The sequence below is a fragment of the Methylomonas sp. Kb3 genome, assembly GCF_002834115.1.
Classification (GTDB): Bacteria; Pseudomonadota; Gammaproteobacteria; order Methylococcales; family Methylomonadaceae; genus Methylomonas; species Methylomonas defluvii.
Genome location: NZ_PIZT01000020.1, coordinates 1 through 21,171 on the forward strand (window position 1 = coordinate 1; position 21,171 = coordinate 21,171).

Annotated in this window: 8 protein-coding genes and 1 pseudogene; 3 read left to right on the forward strand and 6 right to left on the reverse strand. The window is 57.8% G+C overall.

Annotated elements, in window-relative coordinates; translation table 11 throughout:
- The 4 genes from CWO84_RS13070 to CWO84_RS13085 all read right to left on the reverse strand — a co-directional run.
- Positions 1–7,370 (reverse strand): YDG domain-containing protein (locus tag CWO84_RS13070; RefSeq protein WP_117433617.1); only part of this gene is annotated, 7,370 nt, incomplete at its 3' end.
- A gap of 26 nt (positions 7,371–7,396) precedes the next feature.
- On the reverse strand, positions 7,397–8,125 hold the full coding sequence (locus CWO84_RS13075; RefSeq protein WP_101053099.1) for a SapC family protein: 729 nt from the start codon (positions 8,123–8,125) through the stop codon (positions 7,397–7,399).
- A 47-nt stretch (positions 8,126–8,172) separates the two neighbouring features.
- Positions 8,173–9,894 carry a ShlB/FhaC/HecB family hemolysin secretion/activation protein gene (locus tag CWO84_RS13080; RefSeq protein WP_101053101.1) on the reverse strand — a complete coding sequence of 574 codons (1,722 nt, stop codon included), beginning with the start codon at positions 9,892–9,894 and terminating at the stop codon, positions 8,173–8,175.
- A 554-nt stretch (positions 9,895–10,448) separates the two neighbouring features.
- Positions 10,449–11,066, reverse strand: a complete 618-nt coding sequence (locus CWO84_RS13085; RefSeq protein WP_101053102.1) for a TetR/AcrR family transcriptional regulator — start codon at positions 11,064–11,066, stop codon at positions 10,449–10,451.
- A gap of 127 nt (positions 11,067–11,193) precedes the next feature.
- Between CWO84_RS13085 and CWO84_RS13090 the strand changes: the two genes are divergently transcribed.
- From CWO84_RS13090 to CWO84_RS13100, 3 genes are read left to right on the forward strand one after another with little or no spacing between them, the layout of a single operon-like run.
- Positions 11,194–12,423, forward strand: a complete 1,230-nt coding sequence (locus tag CWO84_RS13090) for an efflux RND transporter periplasmic adaptor subunit (RefSeq protein WP_240618042.1) — start codon at positions 11,194–11,196, stop codon at positions 12,421–12,423.
- A 3-nt stretch (positions 12,424–12,426) separates the two neighbouring features.
- A complete protein-coding gene (locus CWO84_RS13095; protein ID WP_101053106.1) occupies positions 12,427–15,618 on the forward strand; it encodes a multidrug efflux RND transporter permease subunit in 3,192 nt (1,063 codons plus the stop codon).
- Positions 15,615–17,084 carry an efflux transporter outer membrane subunit gene (locus CWO84_RS13100; protein WP_101053108.1) on the forward strand — a complete coding sequence of 490 codons (1,470 nt, stop codon included), beginning with the start codon at positions 15,615–15,617 and terminating at the stop codon, positions 17,082–17,084. Before CWO84_RS13095 ends, CWO84_RS13100 begins: the two co-directional genes overlap by 4 nt.
- Positions 17,085–17,458: 374 nt before the next feature.
- Here CWO84_RS13100 and CWO84_RS13105 read toward each other — a convergent pair.
- Positions 17,459–18,673: pseudogene (locus tag CWO84_RS13105) on the reverse strand (PepSY-associated TM helix domain-containing protein).
- 13 nt (positions 18,674–18,686) lie between these two features.
- Complete coding sequence (locus tag CWO84_RS13115) at positions 18,687–21,113, reverse strand: TonB-dependent receptor (protein ID WP_101053114.1); 2,427 nt, start codon at positions 21,111–21,113, stop codon at positions 18,687–18,689.
- Positions 21,114–21,171: the final 58 nt, after the last annotated feature.

The following is a 21,171-nucleotide window of genomic DNA, read 5'->3' on the forward strand; positions in this document are numbered from 1 at the left end:
CTGCCGTACAGCGTACCGCCGGTCAGCGTGGCGGTGCCGGCCGCACTGGTGCCGCCGTCGTATGCCTTGCTGACGTCGCTGGTGCTGACGGTCAAGCCGGCGGCTGAAATATCGGCGCTATGCGTGCCGCCCGTCAGCGTATAGTTGCTGGCCAAACCGCCGTTGCTGCCGTCGGCCAGCGCCAGGGTGCCTAAGGTAACTGTCTTGCCGGTGCCGGCGTTTTTGCTGGCGACCGTGCCGGTGCCGCTCACGCTCAGGGTTTCACTGCCAACCAAGCTGCCGGTCGAGAATATACCGGCCGCCACGTTGGTCGAACCATTAAAGGCCCGATTGCCGGTCAGGCTGACCACGAACGGCGTGATGGTGCTGCTGGTGTTATTAGCGTAACTGATCGAATAGTTGGCGCCGCTGTTGCCGTCGCTCACCGAAACGCCGCTGACGCTTACTGTTTTATTGCCGCTGCCGACGTTTTTGTCGGTGAAAGCGAATGTGCCACCGCTCAGACTATCGCTGCCGTACAGCGTACCGCCGGTCAGCGTGGCGGTGCCGGCCGCACTGGTGCCGCCGTCGTATGCCTTGCTGACGTCGCTGGTGCTGACGGTCAAGCCGGCGGCTGAAATATCGGCGCTATGCGTGCCGCCCGTCAGCGTATAGTTGCTGGCCAAACCGCCGTTGCTGCCGTCGGCCAGCGCCAGGGTGCCTAAGGTAACTGTCTTGCCGGTGCCGGCGTTTTTGCTGGCGACCGTACCGGTGCCGCTCAGGCTCAGGGTTTCGCTGCCGACCAAGCTGCCGGTCGAAAAGATGCCGGCCGCCACGTTGGTCGAACCGTTAAAGGCCCGATTGCCGGTCAGGCTGACGACATAAGGTGTGATGGTCAAAGTGCCGTTGACATAACTGAAATCGTAGTTGCTCGAAGTGTATCCGCTCCCGGTAATGGTGTAGCTACCCGCGTTGGTGGCGCCTTGCGACGTGCCGCCGTAACTGACGCTGCCGCCCAATACGCTTGATGTTTCGCTGTTAACGAAGCCGGTAATATTGACGCCATGGCCACCGCTGTAGCCCAAGCCGTTGTAGGCGCGGCTGTCGTCACTGGCGGTCACGGTCAGCGTTTTTTTGTTGACCGTTAAGGTTCCGCTGGCGCCTCCGGTGCCTATCGTCGTCGAATAACCGGCCCCGCCGCTGATCGCAGCCGAACCCACCGCGCCGTTGACGGTATAGCTGCCGACCGCGCGGGCAGTGCCGGCCGTGCCGCCGACGATGCTAAAACTCGGCGTGCCGCTTAAACCCGCGACGGTAGCCGAGTCCGTCACGCCGTCGTCGTTGACGTAGCCCGAAAATGCGCTGCTCGCGCTAGGGTCGGCGTCGCCGTAGGTTTTACTGATGTTGCCGACGTCGACGCTCAAGCTCGGCTGGTAGTCATAGATCAGGTGATTGCCCGCGACGATTGTTGCCGGCGCGTTGCCGTCGTAAGTTTTGTTGTATAGCCTGGGGAGCGCCGAACCGGCCACCCCGGTCAGGCCGCCCTCGGTCGAGCCCGATGGGCTGTGCATGTACACCAACCAGCGTCCGTTGCCCGCAGAGAGTACATTGCTACCCACATTGTTGATCAGCTCGCCGCCGCTGGCGGCCGCCAAAACCAGCGCATCCCCGCTGCCGTTGGCGGTCAAGCCTGCACCGCTGTTCAAAACGATATTTTTGCTGCCGCTCGCGCCGCCGGTACCGCGATGGATAATGCTGATCGTATCGGCCAATAATTGTCCCGCCAACGTGATATTGCCGCTGTCGTCTTCGGTGTTGCCGGTGCCGTCGCGTAATTCCATGGTGATGGAACCGGTGCCGGCGTTGATCGTAACACCGTTGGCAACTTCGATGACGGCATTACCGGCCGCACGATCAGCATCGACCACGCCGTTGGCGGCCAAATCGTTGGCATGCAAGACCAAATTGCCGCCGTCGGTGGTGATGTCGGCATTGAGGTAAATGCTGCGTCCCGCCTCCAACTTCAGGGTCGCTGACGAACTAAAAAGCCCGGCGACATTGAGCGCACTGTTAACGGTGATGTCGTTGCTGGCTTGTAGCGTGACGTTGGTACCCCAGCCGAGTAGATTGGTCAAAACGTCCGGGGCTATGGCCATGTCTTTGCCGACCGCCATCCCATAAGTAATGCGACTCGGATCGGTGGCGCCCGAGGTTACCCGGCCGCTATTTTCGTTGGCGAAGCTGACCACGAAGGTATCGCCGTGGTCATAAGCAAAGCCTGGCAGCAGGCTGAAATAGTTGGTGCCGGCATATTGATAGTAATCCACCCAAGGGCCGCCGGTATCGAAGCTGATGCCGCTGTTCGCCGTGGTGCCGATAACGCTGTTCGCGTCCGAAACCTCGCCGAAAATACCGTAGAAGGCATCGCCGTAGGTCACGGCGCCGGCGTTCGCCAATGCGCCGTTGCGCCAATCGGTATCGATGACCAGATAGTCGTAGTAATAGGTATTGTAGTTAACGGTTAATCTAACTTGGTTCAGGCCGACGTCCTGATTGCTGTAACTACCGATCAAGCTGTTGCTGGCCGACACCGCGCCGGCGACGCCGATGCTGGCGCGCGCCCAGGATAACGCCCCGGCATCCGCAGCGGAACCGTTATGCCAGTGCCGGCTACCGACTAAATAAGATACGCCCAAGTCTATGATCCCGTCGCTGCCGACCTGGTCGCCAGCCTGGCTGCCGACCAAGCTGTTACCGATCCCGACCACCGCGCCTTGGCTGCTCTCGCCGTAAGCGAAACCGGTTTTTTCCGCGACCCAGGTCACCGCGCCGGCATCGGCGTTGGCGCCGCTGTGCCAATGCGGACTTAACACCAGATAGTTATAACTCGAGACGCCGTTGATAGGATCGTAACCGTTCGTCAAAACCGTGACGCCGCCGCTGCCGACCTGATCGCCGGAGGTGGCGCCTATCAGGCTGTTGCTGCTGCTCACCGCCCCTAAAGCGCCGGTCAGGCGGCTGCCCCATGTCACCGCACCCAACTGCGTGTCGGTGCCGTTACCCCAGTTCGGGCTGATCACAACATAGCCCACCCGCGTCGCGTTGTTATATTCAGCCGGCAGTGCGACCACGCCGCCACTGCCGACGCGGTCGTTGGCGTGAGTACCGACCAAACTGTTGGCCGCGCTGGCATTGCCGGTCAACGGCGACGCCGCGCCGGCCGTCGTGGTGACGCTGCCCCAGGTCACCGCGCCGGCATCGGCCGTCGCGCCGTTGTCCCAATAAGGACTCGCAATCGAGTAATAATCCAGATGGTACTGTTTCTGACCTACTCCGCTACCCGTGGTCCAGTCGTACGGCAACAGCGTGACGCCGCCGCTGCCGATTTGATCGCCTGCGGTACCGCCGATCAAGCTGTTTGCCGAGCTAATACTTCCGGTTATGCCTGTGGCCGCCGCGGTTTTGGTAACGGCCCCAACGTTCGCGTTGCCGCCGTCGCTCCAATTGGGGCTAATAACCAAATAATAAGCAGTGCGGGTGCCTGACCAAGTGCTTCCGTTGTAAGTCAATTCGGTATATTGCCCGGCTTTGACACCGCCGCTGCCAACCTGATCAGCTGCGGTGTCGCCGACGAGGCTGTTACCAGAGCCAACGGTTCCTTGGATACCGCTGGCTTCGGCGCCGAATGTGACAGCCCCGCGATCACTGTCCCAATGCGGGCTGATCACGCCGTAAAAATAGGTGTAAGTCCAGTTGTTTGCGGTCTCCACACCGTTAAAAGCCGTTACGACGCCGCCGCTACCTACTCGGTCGTTGGTATGACTTCCAATCAAGCTGTTGCTGCTACTGATAGCGCCACTGACGCCGCTGCCGACACTACCCCAACTCGCGGCGCCCGCATCGGCATTACCGCCGTTATCCCAGGTGGGGGTTAGGACCACGTAATCGGCCACGCCCACATCGACGATATTGTTGACGTCGCTGCCGACACCGTCGTTGGCTGTACTGCCGACCAAGCTGTTTCCCGCGCCGACCGCGCCGCTGACGCCGCTCGTTTTGCTACCCCAGGTGACCGCCCCGGCATCAGTGGCTCCGCCGTTGTCCCAGTCAGGACTCAACACCAAATAGTAACCGTCCTTCATCAAAATTCCGCCCCCTCCGACATGATCGTTGGCGGTCGTACCGACCAGACTGTTGGCCGAGCCCAAGGTGCCGGTCTTGGTGGCTGTGGCGTTCCAGAAGGTCACCGCACCGGCGCTGCCATTCCATAACGGGCTGAGTACCATGTAACCCGGATCTTGCCCTAGGTAACTGGCGCCGCCGCTGCCGACCTGATCGCCGGCATGGCTGCCGACCAAGCTGTTGCCGCTGCCGATGACACCGGATACGCCGCCGTTGTTGGTGCTGGTTTCGGTCGGGATATTCGTTAGCGTGTTTCCGAATAAGTCCGTCGTCGTGACAGTGCCGTAGGTGATGGTGCGGCCGTCGCCCCAGGTGATCGCACCGGCGTCGGCGGTTGAGCCGCCATTGTTGAAATGGGGACTGAGTATCAAGTAATACGGATGGGTTGAAGTATAGCCGGTATCCGGGCTGCGGCTGGTGTAGTGGCTGAGTAACTGGATGCCGCCACTGCCGACCAAATCGCCGGCGGTGGCGCCGACCAGACTGTTGGCCGACGATACCGCGAAACCGGGCGTCGCCCCACCGGACGCATAACCGGTTGCGGCATTGAGCCAGGTGACCGCACCTTTATCGCCGTCCCAATGCGGGCTGGCGACTACATACGCGGCGTCGGTACGGTAAGTGTTGACGTGGCCGTGCGGCGGGGTATCGCTGGGTTGACTGGTGTAGTTGGTACTGTTGCTGTAATAAAGCACTTTGATGTCGCCGCTACCGATCTGGTCGTTGGCATTGCTGCCGACCAAACTATTCGCCGAAGAAACGGTGCCGGTCAATGCGGCCAAACCGCTGGCCCACGTGACCGCACCGGCGTCCGCGCTGGCGCCGTTCTGCCAGTGCGGGCTGGCTATCGCGAAATAATTGCGGTAATACTCGGTGGCAGTAATCAACGCGCCGCTACTGTTGTAGTCATGAAACTCGGTGACGAATTGCGTAATGCCGCTGCTGCCGATTCGGTCTCCAGACGCCGCACCGACCAGGCTGTTGGTGGATGAAATGACACCGGATATTCCGCTCAACGCACTACCCATCGTGACCGCACCGGTATTGCCATTCCATTGCGGGTTCAAGACTAAATATTTCAGGTAGCCGTTGTCGTTGCTCCAAGTGTGACCGGTCGCGCCGTAATAATTATCGACCAACACGATACTGCCGCTGCCCACGGCATCGCTTGCCGAGCTGCCGACCAAACTGTTGGCTGACGATACGGTGCCGCTTAATCCCGTGGTACCGCTTGACCAGGTCACCGCCCCCTTGCCGCCGTCCCAATGCGGACTGGAAATTAAAAAGTTGCCCAGCGAACTGAACGAGACGTTGACGTTGGTATTGGTGTTTTGGCTAACCAGCTGGGTGATCCCACCACTGCCGAGGCGATCATCGGCGTGGCTACCGGTGACGGTCGCGATCAGCGCCCCGGACCAGCCGTTGTACAAATAAACCGCGCCGGCATCCTGGCCGCCGAAGTCGTCATAGGGATTCGTGACCGCCACGTTGGTGCTCCACAGTACCGACGTGCCGGTGCCGAAGCCGGATGTGACGCCCAGTGTGTTGGTCGGATTGGGGTCTTCGAAATCGAATTGCGGGTACTGGCCGCTGCTGTCGATGGTGATGTTGCGCGGGTCGAGTAATAGACTGCCGTTGCGACCCTGACTGGCCAAGGTGGTAACAGTTCCGCCAAACAGCAGGGCCTCGTGAGACGAGACTTCCACGGTACCGCCGTCGCCGCCCGCCGAACCACCCTTGGCGGAGATCGTGCCGTAAAAATCGGTTTGCTGATCCGACCAAACCACGACCTCGCCGCCGTTGCCTATATCAATGGCGTCGGCTTGCAGTTGGGTGAAGGGATTGATTCGGGTTATCGCGGCATTGCGAACCGCCGTGTCATTGCCGTGAAAACCGCCGCCGATACTGATTTTGCCGCCACCCTTGGCACCGTTGGCGGTGATCGTCGCAGCAGCCAACGTGACGTCTTTGCCGCCGGTGACGGTGATATTGCCGCCGCGTCCGGCAACGCCGCCGGCATCCAGGGTGGCGGAACTGAATACGCCACCTTGGCTCCCGGCGGTCACGGCGATGTCGCCGCCGTTTTGACTTCCCTTAGTAGACAGTTTGGCGGATACAGTCTGGATGACTCGACTATCGGCGGCAATCGTAATTCGGCCGCCGTCGGAGACGGTACCTTCGGCACTGAGCGTTCCGGTTTGCAGCACGCGGTCGCCGGTCAGGCGAATATCCCCGCCGCTATCACCGTCGGCGCGGACGGTGCCGGTGTCGACGACCAGCCGGCCGTGCTCGACGACATTGCCGCCTTGAGTATTCTCGGCGGCGGACACGTCCAGTGTGCCGCTGTTACGCACTTCGTCGCCGATCAGTTCTATCGAACCGCCGCGATTAACCAGGGATTTGGCTTCAATCACGCCGCTGTTATTAATCGCGGCGCCGCGCAATTGGTCGGCGGCGCTGGCAGTCATGATGACCCGGCCGCCATCGGCGCGGATCAACTGTTTGTTCTCGATCAGTGAATTGACGGTGGCTGGATCGACTTGAACGTTGACCAGTTTACCTTCGTCTAATTCCAGTTTTACGCCATCGCCGCCGGCCAGCGCCACCGTGCCCAAACGGGCCTGGACCACACCTTCGTTGCTGACGTTGGGGGCCAGCAAGGCCACGTATCCGCCGTCCTTGGCACGGATGTCGCCCTGATTGACGACGCCGGCGTCGCTGCCGTCGCGCTTGAAATGGTAGTTGCCGGCACGGAAATCCGCATCGCTGATGTTCATCGTCGACGCCGCCATCGCGCCAACATCGACTTGAGCGCCCTTGGCAAACAGCACGCCGTTGGGATTCACCAGAAACACCTGACCGTTGGCGGTCAATCGGCCGGCAATGACCGATGCTTCGCCGGCTGCTACGCGGTTCAGCGCGATCGCGCTGGCGTTAGGCTGTTGATAATCCACATGGGCACTGGCGCCGATGTTGTAGCTCTGCCAGTTGATGATAGCTTTATCACTGCCTTGTACGACATCCATCCGTGCGCCATCTTGGTGGATTTGTGCCTGTCCTGACGTCACCTGGCCGCCATTCGGCAGCGCATTGCCGGCCAATTCGGCCAAGGCCGGCTGCCAAGCACCAGCCAAGGCGATCTGTATCGCCAGCACCAGCGGATGACGGTTGAAGTGCGGCGTGCGACTTTGGTTAGCATATCGGTTCATAAGACTGTCCTCTCGAATCAGTGCGGTTATTCGGTGCTTACGGCGGCTTTACGCTCCAATAGGCGGGCAAAATTGCTCAACGACGCCAAGTGCAGATAGATCAATCCTAACCAGCCGGCTTGGAACAGGCTGTCCAACGCATCGCCGCCAATTTTTTGGAAGCGCGCCTCGTCCACGATCCAAAGGCCGGATAAGGAGTAACGCTCGCCGCTCGGTGATACTGCATCGGCCCGGCGTTCGGTTAAGAGGTCCAATTCGTGCAAGGTAGCGGCAAATTGCGCAGTCCGCTGCGATTCGGCGTGGAACTCCCGCAAAAAGGCGATGATTTGTTGCAGGTAAGCTGACGGTGCGCCGTCCACCAGCAAAGGCTCGCCGGCCGTTTCGTTAAAACGCGGGCAAGTGTCGTCAAAACAGACGACCAATTGCTTGTCTTCGGCCTGTTCGGCAGGTACGAACGGGTATCGGCGGACGAAGGCTGGTATGTAATGTCCGGTCCAACGGCCAGCAGCGTTGACGAACAGGTTTTCGCCGTCGTTCAAGCCCAGCACTACCACCGGAACGAAGTGGCCGTCGCCGGCTTTGGCGAAGGCGATCGGGTATTCCTTGCCGGCTTCGCTGAATTCGGGACCAATCAGCGGCACCGAGTTACTAACGCGCGCGTAACCGACGTCTTCGGATGGCGCAATATGCAACCGGCCGTGAGCGGCTGGGTTCAAACTGACGATGCGTTTATAAAACAGCAATTGGTTATCCACAGTGGTATCGCCGGTTGAGTGGGTGGAAAAATGGCGTCAAAAGACTTTTAAAACGCTTTGCTCAGGCTGACCCAAAAATGAGGCGTTTTGTAAGTGCCGTCCGAATCGTTGCCGTCTGCCGAACGGGCTGGGTTGGCGCCTATGCGTTGGGCAACGCTGCCGCGGATGACGAAATTACCGGGTACCACCCAGTTGATTCCAAAGCCGCCGCCGCTGAGCGTGTAATGGTTAGGCCCGCCTTCGGTGGCATTCGGCCAGAGGTCGTTGTGCAGCGTGATGCCGCCGTGATCGATGAAGCCGACCAACTCGACATGCTCATAAACCTCGTAGCGTAGTTCGAAATTCATCAGATAGCCTTCGTCGCCCAGGGCTTCGTTGACTGGATAAGCTCTGATGCCGAAAGGCCCGCCCAGACTGAATTTTTCGGAAGAATCCAGATTTTTGGTGGCCAGTTGTCCACTGACGCCGGCATAGAAGCGCAATTTGTCGGTCAGGCTTTGTAGACGGGAGGCGTTAAGCGAGAACTTTTGATAGGCGCCGCCGGCGCGGGCCGTGGCCCGGTTTTGAGTCTGGTCGGCCAAGCTTCCCGACAAATCCAGGTTGCCCGCCACCATTGTTGCGCCGAATAGCGTGACCGCGCCGCCCAGCAAGTCGTCCTGATGATCGCCGCTCAGACCTATGTAGCCGCTTTGTACCTCTTTATCGCTGACCACGCTCCCGAGGCTGGTGTTGTAATAGTGGCGATCGTCGAAACCGCTGGCCACGTAAAGATTCGTGCTCACCCCGCGAAGCAAGGGATAGGTGGCGAAGGTACCGCCGGTCCAGGCCGAACCTTGAGCGTCCAACGACTGAAAGGGTTCACCCAGGGTGTAGTCCAGCGCGGACGCGGCGAGACCAATCCGCAGCCCGGAGTAGCCTACCGGCAACGAATAGGCAATTCTGCCGTAAACGTTACCGCTGCCGCCTTGAACCCGTAACGAGGCCAGATCGCCGAGGCGCAACGGATTATTCAGGTTTAGCGATCCGCCGAATTGGTTCATGCCAACTGAGCGCACGCCGGTATTGCTGTAATCCAAGGAGCCGCTGATTAAGTTGCTGGGATCGATTTTCAGCAGCAGGTCGGATTCGCCGGCTCTAGCGCCGGCCTTCAGAGTGGAAGAAACCGTGCCGCCGGTCAGATCGTTCAACAGCAGGATGCCGCGTTGCATATCGGCCAATCGCAAAGCCTCCCCTGCGGGCTGAGCCGCCAACATGGTTTGTCGGGGAATATCGTTTCGGTAGACGGCGGCCGGATCGTCGACCTCGACTTTGCCTAATTTCGCTTCGCGGATCAGGATTTCGACGATGCCGTCGCGAATTTGCTGAGCGGGCAATACCGCGCGGGCAAAAAAGCCACGTTGCTGGTAATACTCTGCTATATCGCGAGTGATCTTGCGCAGTTCGGCCAAGCTTAAGTCCTTGCCGATGTGGTCTTTCAGAAACGCCTGTAGTTCGGCTTCGCCGATCAACTCGGCGCCGCTGATTTTCCATCCCTTAACTTGAATACGGATGTCGCCTTCACCGGCAGGCGCCGGTTGCTCCGTGATTTCGAACGGGACGTTCGAATCACCCGGCAAAATCGGTTCGGGTTTGATATTTCGTAGAATCGACCCCGCCTCGGGAACCACTTCAGCCGCTTGACCGGGAGCCGGACAACCGATTAGGAAAACTAAGGCAGCGGCGCTAAGCCGAATATGGATGAGTTTGCGATTTCGAAAGGTCGGTTGCATACGATTCCAATTGCTGACATGAATGGAAATGGTCGCCTGTCCGCTTTTTGTCTTAAGGCCGCTAGGTCAGTTATGACTAACGCGGCCCGTCTGGCGGTTACTCGATGCGGATTAGCGTGCTCAGACAAAATAGCGGCCCGATCATAACCGTTCAGTTCAGTTGCCGCAAAGGATAGTTTCCGACAGACCACAAGAACGGTATGGAAATAATATAGTCGATTTAAAATGAGTCGAACGCAAAAATTTGCCTAGCTTTAATTCAAGCGCGTTAATTAGGTTTCTAGTTTGAGCAAACCGCGGCTTTTCGCGCTGTGACCGACTATATTGTCAACTTCTCGAATATGCGGCGCTTGTCATTAGCCATGGGCTTACCTGCCGCCCTGTTGCTAGGAAATGAAAATAGCAGCCCAACGACCTATCTCGGTGTCCGAAAAAAGTCGCCCACTACAACTCGACCTTGATGATCGTCACCGCCGCGAAATCCGGAACCCCGTTTCCGGAATGGATTAACTGCGAGGTCTGAAGTATGCCGCCAGCGCGGCACATGAAATGCCTTAACGGGTTACCAGACACCCTTGCAAAAACAAACTGACAGACTGACGTACCCAAACGTCTATCTCTGCTTCGTCGGGCGTCGGCTCCAAACCCAACTGTAAGCGCTGTAAGCGTTCGCCACGCACCGCACTGATGAATTGGTCGGCAAGGAAATACGGGTCCATATCTATCATTAAGCCAGCCTGTTGCTGGCAGATAAAAAACTGCGCTAACAATCCCAGCGTCCGGCGCGGTCCTTGTTCGTAAAATTGTGTCGCCAGATCAGGAAAACGTGGTGATTCGCCGATCAATATCGCCCGCATCCGCAATACATCCGGACGGGTAATCCGAAACAAAAACTGCCGGGCAAAATTGGTCAACGCCTCTTCCAACTCGCAATCGTCGGACAGGCTACCGATAAATTGATCACTGCAACGCCGGATCAACGCGCCGAATAAACCGGCTTTGCCGCCGAATTGGCTATAGATCGTCCGCAGCGATACCCGCGCATCGCGGGCGATGGTTTCCATACTCAGGTTGCCGTAACCGTTTTCAAGAAAAAGCTGTAAGGCCGCATCGAGTAATCGATCCCGACTTTGCTGCTCATCGCCCTTACAGGGACGTCCACATTTAACCATGCTGTGTGATTCGCGAAATGAATTGACTTGGATAAAGATGATAACCTAGACTAAACGGTAATAGATATTACCATTTTTAGTTAAACGACGACTAAGGCAGTACACGGCAATGGCAAAAAAAACGCGCATGACGCTTGCATCCCAACAGCCCCCTTCATCGCCGGTAGCGGCTGATTTTGCAGGGCAAACCCATCGCCAAGCACAGCGACATGTGGTAAAGCTCGGCGTGGTCGGCATCGCCCTGCAACTGACTTTGGCTGGCTGTGGCGATGCCGGAGCCCCCGCCGGGGCAACAGCCGCGCCACCGCCGCCCAACGTAAAAATCGCGCAGCCCTTAAACCGCGAAACGACGGAATGGGACGAATACACCGGCCGGATCGAAGCGATCAACTCGGTGGACATCCGCGCACGGGTCGGCGGTTATTTGGACACCGTCAATTTCACCGCTGGCGCTAAGGTCAAGAAAGGCGACTTGCTGTTTCAAATCGACCCCAAACCGCTGAAAGCCCAGCTGAATTACGCACAAGCCGAACTGGAGCGCGCCAAAACCAAACGCGAGTTGGCGAAAAACGATTTGACCCGCGCCGAAAACCTATTCAAAGCCAAAGCCATTTCCGCCGAAGAATACGACATGCGCACCAAAGGCTTGCGCGAAGCGGCGGCGGCGGTCGAATCGGCGGAAGCCAACGTCTACACCGCAAAATTAAACCTGGAATACACTGAAATCCGCGCGCCCATCAGCGGGCGGGTAGGCCGCGAGATGATCACCGCTGGCAATTTGGTCAAAGCCGACGACACCGTACTGACCAATATTGTGTCCACCGATCCGGTGTACGTGTACGTCGATGCCGACGAACAATCGGTGTTACGTTATCGCCGACATGCCCAGCAACACGGCCAAACCGCCGCCGATCTAAAAGGTACGCCGGTACAACTGGCGGTGGCCGACGAAACCGATTTTCCGCATCAAGGCAAGCTGGACTACATTGCCCCGCGCGAGGATGCCGCCACCGGCACGCTGAGCTTGCGCGGCGTGTTCGCCAATCCGGACGAATTGTTAAGTCCCGGTTTTTTTGCGCGCTTGCGGGTACAGGCATCGGCATCCTACCCTGCTCTGTTACTGCCTGACCGCGCAGTCGCGACCGATCAGGCGCAGCAGTTTGTCTGGGTCATCAATCAAGACAACCAAGCCGAATACCGGCAAGTCACCCCCGGCTCGCGCATCGGCGAGTTGCGCGTAATCCGCAGCGGCTTGCAAGCCGGTGATTGGGTGGTAGTAGAAGGCGTGCAAAAGCTCAAACCCGGCGCCAAAGTCAATCCGGAACGCATCGATTTGGCCGCGCCGGGAGCACAATAAGCTATGGATAAATTCAGTCATTTTTTTATCGACCGGCCGATCTTTGCGGCGGTGTTGTCGATTGTCATCCTGTTGGTCGGCGGTTTGGCGCTGATCGGTCTGCCGATTGCCCAATACCCGGAAATTGCTCCGCCTACCGTCGTGGTCAGCACCAACTATCCCGGCGCCAATGCCAAAGTCGTTGCGGAAACGGTGGCAACGCCAATCGAGCAGGAAGTGAACGGCGTGGAAGACATGTTGTATATGTCTTCGCAGTCCACCAATAGCGGCGCGATGTCTTTGACCGTCACTTTTAAACCCGGCGCCAATCTGGATAAAGCCCAGGTTTTGGTGCAAAACCGGGTGGCGCTGGCCGAACCGAAGTTGCCGGAAGAAGTGCGCCGCCAAGGTTTGAGCGTGAAAAAGCGCAGCCCGGATTTAAGTCTGGTGGTTAACCTGGTCTCGCCAGATAAACGCTACGACAGCGTTTATATGAGTAACTACGCGCTGCTGCAAATCCGCGACACCTTGGCTCGTTTGCCCGGCGTGGGTGATATTCTGCTATTCGGCGCCCGCGACTACAGCATGCGCCTGTGGCTGAATCCGCAAACCATCGCCGCCCGCAACCTGACCGCCGCCGAGGTGGTGAATGCGGTACGCGAGCAAAATGTGCAAGTCGCGGCCGGGGTGGTGGGTCAGCAACCCTCGCCGAACAGCGCCGAATACCAATACACCGTCAGCACCCTGGGCCGCCTCAGCACCCCCGAGCAATTTGGCGAGATCGTCATCAAACAAGGCGAAAACGGCCAAGTGACGCGCCTCAAAGACGTGGCGCGCATCGAACTGGGCGCCAAGGATTACAACTCCGGCTTGTATCTGGACGGTGATGAGACGGTCGGTCTGGCTATTTTCCAACTGCCCGGCTCCAACGCCATCGATACCAAAAAGGCGGTGATGGCAGCAATGGAGAAGCTGAAAACCCGTTTCCCGGAAGGCCTGGATTACAAGCTAGTTTACGACACCGTGGTGTTCGTCGAGCAATCGATAGACGCGGTGGTCGAGACCCTGTTCGAAGCCTTGCTGTTGGTGGTCTTGGTGGTGATCGTGTTCCTGCAAAACTGGCGGGCGGCGGTGATTCCGTTGCTGGCGGTTCCGGTTTCGCTGATCGGCACCTTTGCGGTGATGTCGGCTTTGGGGATTTCCTTAAACACCCTATCGCTATTCGGCTTGGTGCTGGCTATAGGTATTGTGGTGGACGACGCCATCGTGGTGGTGGAAAACGTCGAGCGGCATATCGCCGAAGGCCTACATGCCCGAGAAGCCACGCGCCTGGCCATGTCCGAAGTGGTGGGCCCTGTGGTTGCCACGGCCTTGGTGCTGGTGGCGGTATTCGTGCCCACTGCTTTTATCACTGGCGTATCGGGCGCGTTTTACAAGCAGTTTGCCTTGACCATTGCGGTGTCCACCGTGATTTCGGCGTTTAACTCGTTGACACTGAGCCCGGCCTTGTGCGCTTTGCTGTTGGATCGCGCTCACGACAATAAAGACGCTTTCACCAAAGTATTCGACAAGTTGTTCGGTTGGTTTTTCGGCGCGTTTAACCGGTTTTTCGAGCGTTTCAGCGTGGGCTATTCGCGCTTGGTCGGCCGGTTGATTCGCGTGACCGCTGTCGTTCTGGTGATGTATGTCGGCCTGAACGGCTTAAACTTCCTGGCATTTGAAAAAGTACCGACCGGTTTTATTCCGCAGCAAGACCAAGGCTACCTGGTGTTGTACGCGCAATTGCCCGACGCTGCGTCCCTGGCCCGCACCCAGGACGTGGTGCAGCAGGCCAGCAAGATCATTCTGGATACCCAGGGCGTGCAACACGTCAACGCCTACGCCGGCTGGTCAGTGCTCAGCGGGGCGAATCAGTCCAATGTAGCCACCATGTTTGCCCGCTTAGGCGAATTTACCGACCGGGCCGGTCACCCCGAATTGCATGCCGACGAGATCGTCAAAAGCCTTACCCAGCGCCTGAGCGTGATTCCCAACGCCCGCATCGCCGTGTTCGCGCCGCCGCCGATTCGCGGCATGAGTTCGGTCGGCGGTTTTAAGCTGCAAATTGAGGACAGAAACAACGCCGGCGTGGACGAATTGCAGCGCGTCACCAATGAAATGTTGGGCAAGGGCAATCAACAGCCCGGTTTGGTGGGATTGTTCAGCACGTTTAGGTCCGGCGTGCCGCAATTGTTTGTGGACGTGGATAGAACCCGGGTGAAGGCGATGGACGTACCTTTGAAAGACGTGTTCGACACCTTGCAAATTTATCTGGGCTCCTTATACGTCAACGACTTCAATGCCTTCGGCCGCACTTATCAAGTCACCGCACAATCCGACGCCCCATTCAGGATGTTGCCGGGTGATATTGACCAATTAAAAACCAAAAACCGCCAAGGCGGCATGGTGCCCTTGGGTGCGGTCAGCGAGGTCAAAGAAATCGCCGGCCCGGACAAAATCACCCGTTACAACATGTATCCGGCGGCGGAAATCAACGGCGGCACCCTGCCCGGCATCAGCTCCGGCCAGGCCATCGACACCATGAGCAAACTGCTGTCCGCCGAGTTGCCGCCCGGCTTTGATTTCGAATGGACCGAACTGAGCTTGCAGCAAGTCTTGGCTGGTAATGTGGCGATGCTGGTGTTTCCGCTCAGCGTGATCTTCGTCTTCCTGGCCCTGGCCGCACAATACGAAAGCTGGTCGCTGCCGTTTGCGGTGATTTTGATTGTACCCATGTGTATTTTGTCGTCGATGACCGGGGTGTGGTTGAGCCATATGGATAACAACATCTTCACGCAAATCGGCTTCATCGTACTGGTGGGGCTGGCGAGTAAGAATGCGATTTTGATCGTCGAGTTTGCCAAACAGCGCCAGGAAAGCGGCCTTAACCGCTTCGAAGCGGCGGTGGAAGCCTCGCGCATCCGCTTACGGCCCATTCTGATGACCTCTTTTGCCTTCATCATGGGCGTATTTCCTTTGGTAATTGCCCAAGGTGCCGGCGCCGAATCCCGGCGTCTGCTGGGCACCGCGGTGTTCAGCGGCATGATCGGCGTCACGGTGTTCGGCTTGTTACTCACTCCGGTGTTTTATGTCGTAGTACAAGCCATCGCCCAACGCCTGCGGCCCACAGCCACCGACTTAACCACTCATCAACCTGCAATCGAGGCCCACAAATGAGTCTGCGCCCCTCCAAACGCCGGCATCAGGCCCTGAGTGCTGCCGGCCTGCTCGGCTTGCTGCTCGGCGGCTGCGCGGTCGGACCGGATTATGAATTGCCGGCCACTGCGGATTTACCCGCCAGTTTTGCTAACGCCCAAGAGTTTTCTGATCGCGGCATCGAAGAGCAGTGGTGGCAGCTGTTCAACGATCCCCAATTGAGCGCCTTGATCGATAACACTATCAGCCACAACTATGAACTAAAAGCCGCTCGCGCCAATCTGGCGGAAGCGCGCGCTTTATATCTGGAAACCGGCCTGAACCTGTTACCGACCGTGACCTCGCATGCCAATTACACCGAGCAAAAACGCAGTACCGGTTCATTCAATAACCGCACCGGCGTTTTTCCACGCGAATTGAAGCTGTACAACACCGGTTTTGACGCCTCTTGGGAAATTGATTTCTTCGGCCGGGTGCGGCGCAATGTCGAGGCCAGTAACGACGAAGTCGAAGCCCAAGAAGCCAGTCTGCGCGACATCGGCGTCAGTCTGATCGCCGAAGCGGCCCGGAATTATTTTGAATTGCGCGGTCTGCAAAACCAATTAGCGGTCGCCCGCAAAAATGCCGACAACCAGGCGCAAACCCTGGAGCTAACCCAAGTCAAACTGGAAAACGGCCGCGGCACCGAGCTGGACACGTCCAGAGCGCTGGCGCAATTGGAAAGCACCAAAGCCGGCATACCGCGCCTGGAAAGTGCCATCGCCCAAGCCATCCATAGACTCAGCGTATTGACCGGGCAAATGCCCGACACGCTGACCAGTAGTTTGGTGCAGTCCGCACCGTTACCCAAAGCACCGGACAGTATCCAAATCGGCAACCCGGAGCAACTCCTGCGCCGCCGGCCGGATATTCGGGTTGCCGAACGCACCTTGGCCGCCGCCACTGCCCGCATCGGCGTGGCCACGGCCGACTTATTCCCGCGCGTGACGTTTGTTGGGAGTCTGTCGTTGGAAGCCAGCACCCTGTCCGGCTTGGTCGCTCCGGGCTCGGAAACCTATTCAGTTGGCCCGAAAATCAGCTGGGCAGCATTTGATTTAGGCCGGGTTTACGCCCGCATCAAAGCTGCCGACGCCCGCGCCGAAGCCAGCCTGGCTCAGTATGAACAAACCGTACTAAATGCCTTGGAAGAAACCGAAAACGCCCTGGTCAGCTACAGGCAAGAACGCGCCCGCCGCAGCTCCTTACTGGCTGCGGCGCAGGCCAGCGAAAAAGCCGCGGCACTGGCGCATCTGCGCTATCAGGAAGGTATAGCGGATTTTCTGACCGTGTTGGATAGCGAACTTCGCTTGTTGCAGGATCAAAGCCAGCTGGCGCAAAGCGAAACCGTCATGGCTACCGCCTTGACCGCTGTTTACAAGGCTTTGGGCGGCGGTTGGGCGGAGTCATCCGCCCCAGCGGGTAAGCTGGAGACAAGTCTTATCCAATAGGTTTCTAAGATTACAATAGTTAACCCTCTAGCGATTGTCGCGCCGCCTCTACCAAGTTTGTTGGCAGGGGCGTTTTTTTATCCCGCCCCCACCCGCCGAGCCAATCCAAATACGAGAGACTAAGCAATTAGCCGGCTCCTTTGTGTAACGCTGTCCAAACCTACGCATGCCAATTAGCGCTGATCCGTATCAAAAACCGTTCGCCCTGAGTTTATCGTTGGAGTGAGGCACCAACCGCAACACGACAACCATAAAACCACCCGCAAACCATCAGCAACGCAACAATAAAGTGATTGATCACTTTTAGACCATCAATATTGGGATAGGCCATCATGTTGGGGTTCTTGCCTCACCCCTACGGCCCTGCGACAAGTTTAGTTAGGCTTTCGAATACGCACTTGTTTTGCAGCCCTTCGCTTTTGTAGCCAGCGAATCAAACCGGTGACGAACAGCGCCGCGCAAACCAGCCCGCTGGCCAATACCAGCACACGGCCCGGTAGGCGCAGGAACTGGCCGGAATGCAACGGCCACTGCCACTGTAAAAACACGTTGCCGGCCCCGCCGGACAAGGGCGTGGCAACATGCAGAATTTTCCCGTCGGATTGGTCTAAGACTATTTGCCAACGGCCGCGAAACACACCGCCGAAATCAACGTGTTTGGTAAAAATGAACGTCCCATCGGCGGCATCGGGCAGTTTCAGCCAATACCACTGGCCGGCCGGCGTGGCTTGGTCGGCCAGCATCAAGGCTCGATCTGCCGAGAGGGGCTTAGGGCCAGGGCGAGCGACGGAATGGAACTGTTCCAGCGGCTTGGTTGGCGAGAAGCAATCGACCAGCCAGCGAAATGGCTCGCCGAAATTAAAATACACCCCGGACAGCATCACCCCGAACAGAATCAAGCCGCTGTAAAAACCCAGGGTTTTGTGCAGATCGTGGTTGAAGCGCTCGACACTGGCCCGCGGTTTGATTGTCAACGCGCTGCGCCAGCGTCCGGTCAGCGGCCACCACAAAATCAAACCGGTCAGTACTGAAATGGCACTCAAAATGGCGACGGTACCGACGATCCAGCTGCCGTCGTCCCAATCCAGCAGTAAGGCATAATGCAGCTTGAATACAAAACCGATCAGGCTGCCGGCTAATAAATCGTCCGCATGCTCCCACAAGCGGATGCCCGTGACTCGGGCCGTGTAAGGGTCGACGAAGGCGTTCCAGGTATGCTAACGCGCCTCGCCGCCGGCCGGCAGCTCGTAAAACAGCCAGAAGGCTTGTTCGGCGTGGCGCGGGTAATAAATATAACCACGCTTGGCGTCGGTCGGCATGGCACTATCAGCGGCGGCTATGATTTCGTCCAGCGGCCGGTAAGACGCTACGCCCTCTGCCGCCGCCGAAACCTGATGCAAGGCCGGGTTCAACACCGCATCCAGCTCCTGCCAGAAGGTAATGATGCTACCGGTCAGGCCGGCGATCAATAAAACCGACCCGGCCAGCAAGCCCAGCCACAAATGAATTTGCAGCCAGAGCTTGCGGCGGCGTTTTAGCTCAGTTAAGCGCCGGGCGGAGTGGGAAAGTACCGGTTCAGCGTTGCCCATCCCCTGCCCCGTCTCAATATTCCAAACGAATCGAACCAAAAGCCATCAACGGTTCCGCCGGGTTATTCGACCAAGTTGCGCGTTGGATGTAATACTGGGTCGAAGACACGTTGTTGATGTTAACCTGGGCAGTCAGGCGGGTCTTGCCGATATTCATACGATAAGCCGCCATTAAATCCAGGCGGGCATATGCGTCGTCATAAAAGCTGTTGTCCCGGTCGCCATAGCGCAAACCGGCGGCATAAATGCCGGCGCCGACGCTGAAGCCCTTTAGGAAGTCCTGTTGAAAATCGTACTTCATCCACAAACTGCCGGAATGCAATGGCGCGTAGGGTAATCGGTTGCCTTGGACGCCGGAGTTGTCCTTGGTTATTTCGGTATCGGTATAGGCATAGGTCCCGATCATGCTCAGTGCATTCGTCAACTGGCCGCTGACATCCCATTCCAAGCCCTGGCTGCGCGCTTCGCCGATGGCAACGCTGAGGTTTGGCGTCACCGGGTCGGGCGTCAGCACGTTTTGCTTGGTCAAATGGTAGTAAGCCAGAGTGCTGGTTAACTTGCCGTCGAAGAACGAGGTCTTGATACCGCCCTCGAATTCCGCGGAAGTCTGCGGCGCAAACGGCTTGCCGGACGCCTGCCGGCCGTTGTTAGCACCGAAGGACTCGACATAATGGCCGTACAACGACAACCAGTCGCTCGCCTCGTAGAGAATACCGACGCGCGGGCTTAAATTGTTTTCCTCAATATCGTCGTATGCCGCACTGGCCAGCGCCAAATTCTGATCGGAATAGCCGTAGCCGTAAGTCGAGATGTCGTAACGCAAACCGCCCATGACATGGAGTTTATCCCACAACGTGATCTCGTCCTGACCATAAACCCCAAACCACTCATTGTCTTCGATAGCGCTATAACCAAATGGTGGCTGCATGGCGGCTTGTACATCAAACAAGGGCATGCTCTGGAAAATGTTGACCGTATCCAGAGCACGCGCCGTCGCTTGGTCGCGCGTGCGCTGATGGTAATAATCGCCACCGATCAGCATGTTGTGGTCTATGCCAAAGGTATTGAATTTGCCGGTCAAATCCAGATACACGGTTTGAGTATCGTACCCCAAACCGCCAAACCAGGCGCCGCGCGGCGTATCGCCGTTTACCGCCGCCTTACCGTCGGCATAGGTTTCTTGCAAATTGGCGTCACCTTCGACAATGACCATACCGTTTCTGATCTTCCAGTTATCGTTGAAGCTGTGCGACCAATTGAAATCGACCAACCAGTAGGAGTCCTTGTCCGCCAGCCCTTGCTGGGCGAAGGTTCGAGAAATCAGCGCCGGCGCGACCCGGTTGCCGGTCACCGGCAGTCCCGAGTCGTACGTTTTTTCGTCGTCCAGGTATTCCACCGAAAGATTCAGCTCGGTGCGATCCGTAGGCTTCCAGCTCAGACTGGGGGCGAAAAATATCCGGTCATTAAAGACGTTGTCCCGAAACGAATTGCTATCGAGATACGACATGTCCAAGCGGTAGGCCAGCGATTTGTCGTCAGTGACCGGGCCGGTCGCGGTAGCTTCGGTGCGGTAATAATCGTAGGAACCAAAGCGTTGTTCGATCGAATAGTAAGGGTCGGCCAAGGGCTTTTTGGTCACCAAGTTGATCAAACCGCCGGCTTCGATACGACCGTACAAGCCGGAAGCCGGACCTTTGACGACTTCAACCCGGTCAAGGTTGGCAAAGTCGGCGCTGCTTTTTTGCATGCGGATGCCGTTGCGATAGTAGTTGCTTCTAAAGCCCAATTCAAAGCCGCGCACCACGTACGCATCGGCACCACCGGTGGTGCCGCCATTCGAAGACTTTTGCTGCACGCCGCTAACGTTTTTCAAGGCATCCTGCAAACGAAAGGCTTGTTGATCGCGAATAACTGCTTGCGGAATCACCTGTACGGACATCGGAGTTTCCATCAGTGCCGTGTCGATTTTAGTTGCAGTTGAAGCGTTTCTCCGATTGTAATCCGGGTTATAAGGATCAGCCGAATCATAAACCGCCTTTCCCTCCACCCTCACCGCCGGCAACGTCGATACGTCAGCAGGCGCTTCCGCCACTTTAATCGCCACCGCATCACCCGCCGTAAACGTGTAGGTCAAGCCAGTTCCCACCAACAACTTCTGTAAACCTCGCTCTACGGTAAATTCTCCCTCCAGCCCCTGGCTGGTTTTGCCATCGGTTAAACGGGCATCTGCCGAAAGCATAATCCCGGCGTTGCCGGCGAACTGGCTTAGCGCATGGCTCAAGGTGCCACTGCTGATGTGATAGCTGCGCTCGGTACCGGCGGGTTCGGCGGCAAGGGCGGGCATGGCCGCCAGCGAGGTTGCCAGCACCAACCCGGTCAGGGCTTGTTGCACGCTGCTACTGGTTTTGTCGATGCGGTACTTGGGTTTTCGCTTGGACATGGGGTCACTCCCTTGGTTTGTTTAGGTTTCAATTCACTTGCCAATCGAAAAGCGAAAA